The 12,356-nt window shown below is 40.5% G+C and carries 11 protein-coding genes, 1 tRNA gene and 2 pseudogenes; 10 read left to right on the top strand and 4 right to left on the bottom strand.

Going from position 1 to position 12,356, the window contains the following annotated elements; translation table 11 throughout:
• The first annotated feature begins 117 nt into the window (after window positions 1-117).
• From QMA00_RS17755 to QMA00_RS17735, 5 genes and pseudogenes are all read left to right on the top strand, one after another.
• Complete coding sequence (locus QMA00_RS17755; protein ID WP_008467123.1) at window positions 118-333, top strand: TIGR02450 family Trp-rich protein; 216 nt, start codon at window positions 118-120, stop codon at window positions 331-333.
• A 576-nt stretch (window positions 334-909) separates the two neighbouring features.
• Complete coding sequence (locus tag QMA00_RS17750) at window positions 910-1,122, top strand: calmodulin (RefSeq protein WP_008467122.1); 213 nt, start codon at window positions 910-912, stop codon at window positions 1,120-1,122.
• Window positions 1,123-1,282: 160 nt separating this feature from the next.
• Window positions 1,283-1,495 carry a calmodulin gene (locus tag QMA00_RS17745; protein ID WP_008467121.1) on the top strand — a complete coding sequence of 71 codons (213 nt, stop codon included), beginning with the start codon at window positions 1,283-1,285 and terminating at the stop codon, window positions 1,493-1,495.
• A gap of 69 nt (window positions 1,496-1,564) precedes the next feature.
• Window positions 1,565-1,778: pseudogene (locus QMA00_RS17740) on the top strand (calmodulin).
• A gap of 231 nt (window positions 1,779-2,009) precedes the next feature.
• Window positions 2,010-2,957: an EAL-associated domain-containing protein gene (locus tag QMA00_RS17735; protein ID WP_013464552.1), complete on the top strand. Its 948-nt coding sequence runs from the start codon at window positions 2,010-2,012 to the stop codon at window positions 2,955-2,957.
• Between the two features lie 31 nt (window positions 2,958-2,988).
• Here QMA00_RS17735 and QMA00_RS17730 read toward each other — a convergent pair whose 3' ends face one another.
• Window positions 2,989-4,602 (bottom strand): M28 family metallopeptidase, encoded by a 1,614-nt coding sequence (locus tag QMA00_RS17730; protein WP_076921582.1) that lies wholly within the window; start codon window positions 4,600-4,602, stop codon window positions 2,989-2,991.
• A 162-nt stretch (window positions 4,603-4,764) separates the two neighbouring features.
• Here QMA00_RS17730 and QMA00_RS17725 point away from each other — a divergent pair.
• Window positions 4,765-6,052, top strand: a pseudogene (locus QMA00_RS17725) (Gfo/Idh/MocA family oxidoreductase).
• Between the two features lie 53 nt (window positions 6,053-6,105).
• Here QMA00_RS17725 and QMA00_RS17720 read toward each other — a convergent pair.
• Together QMA00_RS17720 and gloB are read right to left on the bottom strand one after the other, a co-directional pair.
• The gene (locus QMA00_RS17720) at window positions 6,106-7,683 is read right to left on the bottom strand and encodes a LysM peptidoglycan-binding domain-containing protein (RefSeq protein WP_076921584.1); all 1,578 of its coding nucleotides are present in this window, start codon (window positions 7,681-7,683) and stop codon (window positions 6,106-6,108) included.
• A 186-nt stretch (window positions 7,684-7,869) separates the two neighbouring features.
• Window positions 7,870-8,643, bottom strand: a complete 774-nt coding sequence (gloB, locus tag QMA00_RS17715) for a hydroxyacylglutathione hydrolase (protein WP_076921585.1) — start codon at window positions 8,641-8,643, stop codon at window positions 7,870-7,872.
• 53 nt (window positions 8,644-8,696) lie between these two features.
• Between gloB and QMA00_RS17710 the strand changes: the two genes are divergently transcribed.
• Complete coding sequence (locus tag QMA00_RS17710) at window positions 8,697-9,458, top strand: class I SAM-dependent methyltransferase (RefSeq protein ID WP_069439990.1); 762 nt, start codon at window positions 8,697-8,699, stop codon at window positions 9,456-9,458.
• Between the two features lie 14 nt (window positions 9,459-9,472).
• Here the strand turns inward: QMA00_RS17710 and rnhA are convergent, their stop codons facing one another.
• Window positions 9,473-9,937 carry a ribonuclease HI gene (rnhA, locus tag QMA00_RS17705; protein ID WP_013464557.1) on the bottom strand — a complete coding sequence of 155 codons (465 nt, stop codon included), beginning with the start codon at window positions 9,935-9,937 and terminating at the stop codon, window positions 9,473-9,475.
• Window positions 9,938-10,005: 68 nt separating this feature from the next.
• Between rnhA and dnaQ the strand changes: the two genes are divergently transcribed.
• The 3 genes from dnaQ (at window position 10,006) to QMA00_RS17690 (ending at window position 12,274) form a co-directional block, all read left to right on the top strand.
• Window positions 10,006-10,719, top strand: coding sequence for a DNA polymerase III subunit epsilon (gene dnaQ, locus QMA00_RS17700; RefSeq protein WP_069439989.1), 714 nt, complete (start codon window positions 10,006-10,008; stop codon window positions 10,717-10,719).
• Between the two features lie 9 nt (window positions 10,720-10,728).
• The gene (locus QMA00_RS17695; RefSeq protein ID WP_076921587.1) at window positions 10,729-12,099 is read left to right on the top strand and encodes a TIGR03503 family protein; all 1,371 of its coding nucleotides are present in this window, start codon (window positions 10,729-10,731) and stop codon (window positions 12,097-12,099) included.
• A 98-nt stretch (window positions 12,100-12,197) separates the two neighbouring features.
• A tRNA-Asp gene (locus QMA00_RS17690) sits at window positions 12,198-12,274 on the top strand.
• Window positions 12,275-12,356: the final 82 nt, after the last annotated feature.

The following is a 12,356-nucleotide window of genomic DNA, read 5'->3' as shown; positions in this document are numbered from 1 at the left end:
CTAAATACCAAACAGACTGCTGCAAATTTAACCTTGAAAGGTCAACAGACCCTAGATTAATAAAACTAAAAATGGCTCTGATGCGTATGTTCAAGTAGAAAACTTAGAAGGCGTAGTATGAATAAATTAAACCCTAAAAAACTGCTTAATAGTAAATGGACAGCGATCCCAGCAATTAATAAGGAAAAACATTTTATTATTGTTGAGGTTGAGTTTGATGAAGACGGCAACGTCATTGAATGTATCACTGAGGCGGTAATGTCAAAAAACCAATACCCAATCCAGTGGCGCGATTTAAAAGATCAACAAAAATGGCTGCAAGGTTGGAAATAAAGCAGACTTTGTAAAACACATTGCTCACGCTCATAGCCATTATGAGTATGAGCGACTAGTTTATTGATTTTTAGAGCAACACATTGCTAGCGACTCTTCTCTTATACAGCTTTTTTCATCCCAATTCGCCATTTGGCAACAAAACGATAGTTTTTAATTCGCTCTTAAAAAATTTTTATAAAAATAATAGAAATATTATTTTAGTTATTATATTTCAATACGTTATATGTACTATTTTATACCGTTAAAGTAAGTATGTCGGATGTGTTCAGAGTCGGTTTATTCTCATAACTGCTCTAAACATGATTTTTCCAGTTTTTTCATTCCCATGTCTCTTTTTATTATAATTTAACTTATTGATTTTAAATGTTTATTTATTTCAGCCCCTGTGGCTGTTGCTAAAAAGCAACAAAATCATGGTTTATTTTTATCAAAATACTTCAAAATCGTTCTAAATACATGTTTTTAAATAACTTTAAAAACATGGCATCGAAGTTGTAATACCTAAGCTGTATTTAGCAAAAACGTGATAAAGCATATCGCTTTTATCGCACAACCTAATGAAGGAATTACATTATGAAAACACTTAAATCAACACTGGTACTAATGGCTTTAGCTTCTTCATCAGCGGCTTTTGCGGCAACCGATTTTGACACTCTTGATGTGGATGGCAACGGCGCTATTAGCCAAGCTGAAGCATCAGTTGACGCCTCACTTATGAGCCAGTTTACTGAGCTTGATACTGACCAAAACGGTGAGTTATCTAAAGCAGAGTTTTCTAAGGCGTAACCAGCTTTAGTGCTCAATACTACCATTGATTCTGAGTTGCCCAAGACAACCTAAATAGGCAAGGGAGCCTATGACAAAGAATCGCAAGGATATGAGGTTGATAGTTTTGAGCCAATTATTTTTTATTTGACGAACATTGCACACTTTGAAGGATTATATTATGAAAAAGTTACAATCAACACTGGTATTAATGGCGCTTGCTTCTTCATCTGCAGTATTTGCAAGCACAGACTTTGAAACGCTTGATGTAGATGGCAGTGGCACCATCAGCCAAGCAGAGGCATCGGTTGCTGCTGAGCTTATGGAGCAGTTTGCAGAGCTAGATGTAGATGGTAATGGTGAACTTTCTAAAGACGAATTTTCAGCGTACTAGTTTCCCTTAAGGATCTTTGAAAAGGACTTCTTACCATTTTAATTAAGGCATTTAGCCTAAGGATTAATTATGAAAACATTTACTAAAACACTCGCTTTAATAGCACTTGCTTCATCTTCAGCGGCTTGCTGCGGTTGACTTTGATTCTTTCGATACTGATGGCGACGGCGTTATTAGCCAGTCTGAAGCACAAGCTAACTCACAACTAGCTCAATTATTTGATGATTTAGATGTTGATAGCAACGGTGAGCTTTCAAAAGAAGAATTCGCAAAAATTCAGTAATTACATTACGGATGAAAGCGTTTATGTAATTTATAAACGAGACATAAAAAGCAGCTAAGTAGTAAATACTCAGCTGCTTTTTTGTGCGTGGCGAGAAATAGTGTGTGCAGTTGTCACTAAAATAGTGCAATGGCATCAATGTATTTAATTTAATCTATTGATTTTTATATTCTTTAATTCTTGGTTTTAAACTTGCTTAGCTGTTGATTAGGGTATTTAAGGAGCCTAACTATGGCGAGAATGAGTTATATAAGTAGTGTTGAGCGCTATAACGAATATGAGCAGATAATACATAGCTTATTAGAATCAATTTTAATGAGTATAGATGACGGCATCGCTAATAATCGTGATATGCGCTATTTAACAAAGCATTATCCTTTTTTAGAATTACAATACTGTTTGGACGAGAAGGGCTCACAACAGGGCAATAACGTTTGTTTTAAACGTGCCTACAATAAAAAATTAGCACAGAGAGGCAATAATCAGGATTTAAGTGAGCGGCCTTATTTTTTAAATGTAAAAGCCTGTAATGCTATTTGTTTTACTGCGCCTTATATTTCTATTGCGACCAACCATTTATGTATATCTGCGATTAAAGAATTAAACAAACCTATCAATAATCAACATTATTTAGTTGTTGATGTAAGTTTAACGCAGCTTATTGAGTTTGTGATGGGTGATACCGCACGTGCGACTATGTCACCTTATTTTAAAGCAGGTTATGGCATTATTGTGGCGTGCTTATTTAGTTTGGTGCTTTTTTTACTCAACATCGTATTTATCGACATCTATGAATTAATAACTCACGTAAATAGTTCGTCCGATCCCCTAGAACCCTTTAGCATCATTATTTATATCACGTTAGCATTGGCTGTTTTTGATCTTGGCAAAACAATTCTTGAAGAAGAAATCCTCATGCATAAAGATATTTTTAGACACTCATCAACACGACGAACCATTACCCGGTTTATCTCTACCGTGTTAATTGCTATATCAATTGAAGCACTACTCACTATGTTTAAAGCCGCATTAGGGCAATCAGAGTATTTAATGCCAGCTATAGCGATGATGCTTGCAGTGGTGGGACTTTTAATTGCTTTAGCGATATATGTGTATTTAGGGGCAAAAGCTGAAAAATTGCTTACACAGGCACGGGTAAAACTAAAATCCTCCGAGTAGGAGGATTTTAAGTAGTAATGTTTAATTGTATTTATTGTTTGTCAGCGGTGCGTTTGGCTTTAAAGTCAGACTCGCTTGTCCATTTTGGCCAATCACCGTTATTCGCCAGTTGTGAGGCTATATCAACAATCAGTTCTACATCTTGTTTTACCCCACCTAATGACCAATCAGCTGAGTAATCGTCAGCTTCTTTATGGTATTTATGAGTGATGTAGTCAGGATCGGTATCACCTAGGCTCATAAACAGTAAGCTTGGCACACCTTGTTTGGCGAGTGAAAAATGATCCGATCTAAAAAATAAGCCATTTTGCGCACGAGGATCCAGTTTAACTTGACGTCCTTGCGCGTTTGCGGCTTTAGCTAAATAGTGTTCCATAGTCGAGAGGTCTTTACCGTACTGTAAAATATAGTCGGTGCTATCGAGTACGTTCATCCCATCAATATTTAGTAGGGCAATCATATTCTTTGTTGGGATCAGGTCACCAGAGGCAAACTGCGCTGAACCTATTAAACCGGTTTCTTCGGCGGTGAAGTTGGCAAAAATAATCGAGCGTTTAAACGGTGTTTGCTGATGCATTTTTTGCATTATTCGAGCAATCTCAAGGGTGGCCGCGGTGCCTGATGCGTTATCAACGGCGCCATTATAAATTTTAGGACCGCTGTCGGTTTGTTTAGTGCCAAAGTGATCCCAATGGGCACTAATAACGATGTATTCATCTGGGCTTTCACTGCCTGTGATTTTTGCGACCACATTATGTGATTTTGCATGTGACACTTCGTTTTTAAATGCAAGGGTTGCTTTTAAATTCAACGCTTTAGCTTGAAATTGCTCACTAAGTGCTTGTTGTTTTAATTGTTGGTAATTTAAGTGTGCTGATGCAAATATTTGCTCGGTGGCATCGAGTGTTAGCCAGCCCATAACGGGCAATTCAGATGCATTGAGGTTGTTATCCATTAGACTGTATTTAGTGCCGGTATTTGAGCTTTCAACTACCCCCCAAGGGTATGCGGCAGGAGCTGTTTCGTGAACAATAAATACCGCTTTAGCGCCTTGGCGCGCGGCTTCTTCATATTTATAAGTCCAACGACCATAATAAGTCATGGCATTACCAGTAAATAACGTATCGTCTTGAGTGGCAAAGCCCGGATCGTTTACCAGCACAATAACGGTTTTACCGGTTACATCAATATTGGCGTAGTCGTTCCAGTTATATTCAGGGGCATTTATACCATAACCGACAAAGACCACATCAGAACTGCGAACATCAATAACTGGCTGCAATTGTTTAGTACGAGCAGTAAAGTCTTTACCCGCTTTAAAGCTTAAATCACCCATGGTCAATTGCATGTTTTGATCTGCGGTGATCATGGCCATTTTAACCGGATGTAAAAAATCACCGTTATAGGCACCAGTTAACCCTATGGCTTTGTATTGTTCACTCAAATAGCCAACGGTTTTTACTTCACCCAATGTTAATGGACCGCGGCCTTCAAAGTCATCAGAGGCAAGGGTTTTAATATGCTGTTTTATATTATTTAAACTAACGCCCGGACTGTTTTCGAGCGAGGAAGTGGGGGTTGCAGACTCTGAGCAACCCGTTAGTACAATAACTAAAAAAAATGTGATGGTTTTTATATAAGACATAATAAGTTAGGAAATAATATTTTTTTCGACTATAACCCCAAACAATAACACAATGCGAATTTTTATCCATTTTAAACCTATTTTTATGCAGCTTACCTCTTTGGCCCTTTACCCATTAATCGCCATTAGGTAAGTTAAAAATAATAACAAAAGGGATATGTAATGAAGCAATTTAATCGTCGGGATTTTTTAAAGGCAGCCAGTGTAGCTGCCGCTGCTGGTGTGGTTAGTGGCTGTGCATCTAGTGGCAGTGTTCATACTAGCGCGCCTATGCAACAAGGGCGCTCCGTTATCGGTTTGGTCGCACCTAAAATGGATGTGGTGAGAGTAGGGTTTATTGGTGTGGGTCAGCGCGGGTTTGGCCATGTAAAGCGTATGAGCCACATTGAAGGCACTCAAATAGTGGCTATTTGCGATACTCATACAGAGGTTTTAGAACGTGCCGCTAATTATTTAGTTGATACGGGAGTGGCAAAGCCTGCATTGTATAGTGGCAGTGAGCGCGCTTATCAACAAATGCTCGAACGACAAGACATTGATATTGTGATTATTTCAACACCATGGGCATGGCATGCCCCAATGGCTATCGATACCATGAACAGCGCAAAACATGCTTTTGTTGAAGTGCCTCTAGCACTGACTGTTGATGAAATGTGGCAAATTGTCGATACCGCAGAGCGTACGCAAAAAAACTGCATGATGATGGAAAATGTTAACTACGGACGCGACGAGTTAATGGTATTAAACATGGTACGCCAAGGTGTATTTGGGGAGCTGTTACATGGCGAAGCGGCGTATATTCATGAACTGCGCTGGCAAATGAAAGAGCTTGAGCACAAAACAGGCTCATGGCGAACGCAGTGGCATGCAAGACGTGACGGTAATTTATATCCTACGCATGGATTAGGGCCGGTATCGCAATACATGAATATAAATCGTGGCGATCGGTTCGATTTTTTAACCTCAATGAGCTCACCTTCACTTGGCCGAAGCGCCTATGCGCAACGTGAGTTTGCTGCCGAACACCCCCGTAACCAGCTCAATTATATTGCCGGTGACATGAACACGACGCTGATTAAAACTCTCAAAGGGCGCAGTATTATGGTGCAGCACGATACGACAACCCCTCGGCCGTACTCACGACATAACTTAATACAAGGCACGAATGGCGTGTTTGCCGGTTTCCCTAATCGTATTGCCCTTGTAACTGGTGACTCAAAAAGTTTTCATGAGTGGGATTATGATATGAGCGCATGGTATGAGCAGTACGACCATCCCTTATGGACAAAAATGGGTGAAGAGGCGCAGCGCAATGGTGGTCACGGTGGCATGGTCGGTTATTTCGCCGTTATCAGCCCAGTCTGTGAGTGAGCGTAGCCGCTCAATAGATATTCCCGATTTTACTCGCGGGGCATGGCAAACCGCACAGCCTTTGGGCATTGTAAGCTAAGCCAAATAAAAAAAGAGCGCATGCGCTCTTTTTTTATTTATTGGTTATGTTTATTAGCTACTTCTCACATTAACCTTGAGTTTAAGCTTTTGACCTGGCTGTAAGTATTTTTGCCCAGCCAAGTCATTCCATTTAATTATCTCGCTCACGGTTAAATTAAACTTAGAGGCTATTCGCGCTAATGAATCACCCCGACGCACTTTATAAGTAATAGTGCGGTTGGTGTTATTAGCTGCCTCTTTAGGCTGATTTGCTGATTTATAAACAACCAATTTTTGATTTAAACGCAGCACTGCATTTTTCTTCAGCTTATTCCACTTAGCTAATTCACCCATAGTGACATCGTATTCGCGGCTTATGTCCCACAATGTGTCGCCACTTTTTACCGTGTGTGATAGCTTAGTACGCAAACTTTTATTAGCGGCCGCGCGTACTTGCTGAGGTAAATGTTCACTGTTAATTTTACCATCTGTTAGCGGCACTAAAATTTGTTGGCCAACACGAATGACGTTTGAATTAAGCTTATTTAATGACTTTATTGCATTGGTGCTAGTGGCAAATTTACTGGCAATTACCGACAGGCTATCACCTTTTTTAACTTTGTATTGTTGCCAGCGAAGACGACTTTTAATGTCAGTTGCAGCCAATTTTTCTGTAAATTGCTCTACTTTATCGGTGGGTATTAATAAAAAGTGTGGACCATCAGGGTCTGTTGCCCAGCGGTTAAATCCAGGGTTTAGTCTGTATAGCTCGGTGAGGGTCATGTCAGCCATGTCGGCTGCCAGCGCTAAATCAATTTGTGACTCAATATTGACCACTTCAACCACTTGCGCGTTAATAATAGGCTTCCATGACACATTAAAATCATCAGCGCGCTTTAATAAATCGGCTAATGCTAATAATTTAGGCACGTAGGCAGTGGTTTCACGAGGTAAATCAAGTGACCAAAAATCGGTAGGTAAATGCTTTTTACGATTCTTTTTAATCGCACGCAGTAAGCGGCCTTCACCTGAGTTATAAGCTGCAATTGCGTTCAGCCAGTCACCCTCAAGGGTTTTGTGTAAGTATGAGAGATAATCAAGCGCTGCGCGAGTTGATTGCACAATGTCGCGACGCCCGTCATACCACCAGTTTTGTTTTAAATCAAAACGCTCGCCGGTTGCTGGCATAAATTGCCAAATACCCGATGCGGTGCGATGCGAGTAGCCATAAGGGTCAAAAGCACTTTCTACTATAGGTAAAAGTGCAATTTCGATTGGCATTTCACGCTTTTCAATTTCTTCAACAATAAAGTGCAAATACGGCTCAGCACGTTTAGAGATACGATCTAAGTATGCTTGATGGCGCGCATAATAGTTACGTTCAGCGACCACTGGGCGATTTTGGGGAATATCGATAGATAATTGGTAACGAATACGCTCCCAAACATCGTCAAACACAGGGGCTTCCTCTTCGATATCGTTCACTTGTTGATATTGCGCGTTCATCATCAGCGCCGTGTTAATATCGTTTGGGCTTGCGCCTTCAAGTTGGTCTTGTGCCTGATTTTGTGAATCTGTGTTTAACGTTGTCAGAGTTTGACAGCCGCTTAGCGCCATCGCTAAGACCAATAAAAGAGGAGATTTATTCATAAATACCAATACTTAGGGTAAAAAACTCGGCGAATACTACCCATAATGAGTCAACATTGCCACTTATGACCGTTAAAAGTTCCAAACAAATATGATTAGAAAATGTTAACTTGTTGTTTGTTAACTAATCGTTTTTTATTCTTGTTATTAAGACACATTTAACCTTAACAGAGCAACAGGCCCTAATTAAAAATGATCTTTGAACTTTCTCAGACTAGCAAAGTTTTCCCAAGGTTCATTGTTTTTTGTAACTAAACAATATGTTTTTGGTATTAATTCTGTAATGTTTGGCAAATTGCTACGCATAAAAGGATTAATTTTCAGCTCATGGCCTATGGTACTTGGCAACGTTATTTCATCTTTATTACGCAATTCATCCACTTGCTGGCTGTAAGCGAGTAACTCGGGGTTTCGTGGCTCAACCGCTTTTGCAAACGCCAAATTCGCCTGGGTGTATTCATGAGTGCAATACACTTTGCAATCACTCGGTAGTGCACTAAGTTTATTAAATGAATGCCACATTTGTTCTGGAGTGCCTTCAAATAAGCGCCCACAACCACCGCTAAATAATGTGTCGCCAGTAAAGGCAAGTGCATCATTAACATAACAAATATGATCGAGTGTGTGGCCAGGCGTGGTGATAATATTAAATGAGGTGCCTAAAACGGTAATCGTTTGGTCTTCATTTAAAGGCTCTGTTATTCCTTTAAATGGACTGTTACTTGGGCCGTAAACCTCAACGTTTGGATACTGTTTTACTAATTGGGCAACGCCATCAGTGTGATCATAATGATGATGCGTTATTAAAATACCGCCTAGGGTTAAATTATACTGTGCTAAATGCTCAGTGACCGGCGCAGATTGGCCGGGGTCAACCACCCACGCTTGGTTATTATGCTCGGTGGTTAAGCACCAAATGTAGTTATCAGAAAAGGCTTTAATTGCTTTGACTTGCACCATGTATCGTTGCTCTATAAAGTGGTATTTAATTAATATTATAACGAGCTTATACAATGAAACCAGCCTTTAGTTTTCAAGAAGGACCCAAACCGTTGTCATGGCAGCAGTTTCCGCATGGTGATCATTTACGTTGTGATATAGAACGCAAATTGTCGCCGTGGCTACCGCGTATGTTTGGCTATCATATGCTTAAATTGGGTAATTTAAGTGGCGAGTTAGATACCAGCAAAAGTTCCATTAAGCATCAAGTATGCGTTGCAGAGCCAGGCCCTTATACCGGAGTGGTGGCTGACATAGACGAACTGCCTTTTTATGAGCACAGTATAGATGCGTGCATTATGAGCCATTGTTTAGAGTATCACTCAGATCCGCATCATATATTACGTGAGGCTCATCGTACGCTTATTCCCGGCGGTTATATCGCCATTACGGGGTTTAATCCGTTTAGCTTTTGTGGCTTGGCGCAGTTACTGCCATTTAGTGGTCAAAAACTACCGTGGACAGGGCGCTTTTTTACCCCTGCACGCGTTAAAGACTGGCTTAATTTACTCGGATTTGAAATTGTGGCCGATGAGCGATTTATTTATTCATCGTTGGCACGCGGTAACCGGTTGTCGCGGTTTGCGTTTTGGCGCAGCTTTACCAAGCAATATTTAAAACCTATGGGCAGTGTATATTTGCTGGTGGCACGAAAACGTGTTGCGCCACTTACGCCAATAAAACCTAAGTGGCATGCACGGCCACAATTTGCGCCAATAAAAGGGGTAGGGCTTAGGCAGACCTCAAAGCAACATTATCAGCAAAATAAAAAATAGAGCGATATTGTGGGTTACGGTTGGTAACCTTCATCATCAATTAAGTTGTTGCCGCTGGCCGCATCACGGGCAAGGTCGTCAACAATTTCATTATATTTATGGCCACTGTGACCTTTTACCCATTTCCAAGTAACATCGTGCTCGGCGCAGGCTTTATCGAGACGTTTCCATAAGTCGACATTTTTAACCGGCTTTTTAGCAGAGGTTTGCCAACCGCGTTTTTTCCAATTGGTGATCCACGACTCAATGCCTTGTTTTACGTATTGGCTATCGGTAGTCAGGGTAACAGGGCATGAACGATTAAGTGATTCTAGCGCAACAATGGCAGCTAGCATTTCCATGCGGTTGTTTGTTGTGAGTTTGTAACCTTGACTTAATTTTTTTTCATGGGCTTCATAAATCATAAAAATACCATAACCACCGGGGCCTGGATTACCTAAACACGAACCATCGGTGTAAATCTCTACGGTTTTTTGCACTGTTTTACCTTGATATTATGTACAATAAAGTGATTATAGAAAGATACCAGAGTCAGGCTTAATTCGATATGGCACGCAGACAAATAGTTTTAGATACAGAAACCACCGGCATCGACCCTAAACAAGGGCATCGTATTATTGAGATAGGCTGTGTGGAGCTAATGAATCGTCGGTTAACCGGCAATAATTTTCACGTTTACATAAATCCACAACGCAGCATTGAAGAAGAAGCAATCGATGTTCACGGTATTACCAACGAATTTTTACGTGACAAACCGCTTTTTCGAGATATTGCCCAAGAGTTTTTTGACTATATTAAAGGCGCAGAACTCGTTATTCATAACGCGCCGTTCGATATTGGCCATATGGATAATGAATTTGCGTTATTAAATCAAGGTTATCAAAACACCCATAGTTTTTGTGGGGTACTTGATACCCTTAAAATGGCGCGTGACTTGCATCCAGGACAAAAGAACAACCTGGATGCGCTTTGCCGTCGCTACGATGTTGATAACACTAAGCGGACGTTACACGGCGCCTTACTGGATTCTGAGATTTTAGCCGATGTTTACCTGGCAATGACCGGGGGACAAGTAAAGCTAAATCTAAATCAAAATAAAGATGACTCAAGTGAAGATCAAAAGGGCGGCATTAGGCGCTTAAACAGCGATAGAGCCCCATTGGTTGTTATAGCAGCAAGCGAAGCAGAGCAAAGCGCACATCAATCACGTTTAGACATTGTACAAAAGGAGGGCGGCCATTGTTTATGGCGCGCTGAATAAGGCACTATTATGAAAACGCTATTAGTAGTTTCACTGTGTTTAATCGCCGCGTGCTTCATTCCCGATGCACACAGCGTTAAACAAGTTGAAGAGTTAAAAGGCAGCGGTAAACAAAATGAAATACCGTTACTGGATAACCGTTTTCGTATAGATGACAAAATTGATGAAATAAAATTAATATTTTTTAGACGTCCTGGGTCGCCTGCCGTTATTTTAGTTAGACCCGATGGTACTAAATACTTTGCAACCAATGCGGTAGGAAACACCAGCCTAGATTGGTACGACGAATTAAATTACGATCTAGTGGTTATTCGCAACCCTATGCCTGGGCCATGGCAAGTTATTGGCCAAATAATGCCACAGAGCCGTATTGTTGTAATTGGTGAGCTATCACTTAAGGTTGATCCACTCCCTAAGATTCTTTTTCAGGGTGAAACTGTAAAGGTAACCGGTGAGATTTTAAATGATGGCGAGCCCATTCGCGCTAATCTTTTCAAAGATGCGGTATCGCTCAATGTGAGTTTTGTGAGTACTAATAATGAAAATTTTGAAAATTTTGGAGCGGGCATACAGCAAGCTACTGAATTTAAAGACGATGGCTACGGATTTGATGAAAGTGCAAAAGACGGTGTGTTTACGGGTGAGTTTACCTTAAATTTCACACCTGGCGAGTGGCGCCCTGAGCTTTATATTACCACTGATGTATTAGAGAGGCGGGTGGTTCAAGATCCTATTGTTGTGCATGAGCCGCCTTTTAGTTTTACCTCAGTTGAAGCAACCGATGAGGGGGACGATCACCGTATTACTATAAATATTGATGAAAAGTTATTAAAGCCTGAAACCGTGATCATGCAAGGGAAAATTTATTATCCCAATAATGAAGAGCAAGTATTTTACTTAGACACTAATAACACCGCAGTAAGAGAACTGGCTTTACAAGATTACGGATGGGGACGTTACAACATTGAAATTTCTGTGTTTGGCTCAACAGTAAATGACAGAGAGTTTATGGCTACGTTGCCAACCTATTTATTTGAAATAGAAAGACCGATAGAAGTTATCCCAGAAATTCCAAAAGCGAGCATCATTAAGGAAGAAAATATTCCAGAGCCTGTTATAAAACCAAAAGTAATGGCCACGGGATTAATAGCTAGTTTAATTATTGGTGGGAATTTGGTCATATTATTTATTGGTTGGTTATGTATTCGTGTTTTTGTGCAGAATAAACCAATAAAACTTAAATTGAATTTTGCTTTTTTAAAGAAAAAGAAAGCAACCGAGGCAAAAAAATCAGATCAGCAAAAAACAACTGATGCAAAAAATGGCTCAAAAAATGACAAAACAGGTGAAATTTTAAACCTTTCGATGTCAGATGACTAAAAAACCTGTAAAAAAACAAAAAAGCCCTTGACGAAGTAGGGGCTGGTTCGTATTATTCACGCCGCTGTTAGGGGAGACTCAGACAGCAACGAAAATGCGGAGTGGTAGTTCAGTTGGTTAGAATACCGGCCTGTCACGCCGGGGGTCGCGGGTTCGAGTCCCGTCCACTCCGCCAATTTTCGACAATTTGTAAGTAAAAGCTGGAGTGGTAGTTCAGTTGGTTAGAATACCGGCCTGTCACGCCGGGGGTCGCGGGT

The organism is Pseudoalteromonas sp. APC 3694 (genome assembly GCF_030407565.1).
Classification (GTDB): Bacteria; Pseudomonadota; Gammaproteobacteria; order Enterobacterales; family Alteromonadaceae; genus Pseudoalteromonas; species Pseudoalteromonas tetraodonis.
This window is presented reverse-complemented; position numbering and strand designations above follow the sequence as displayed.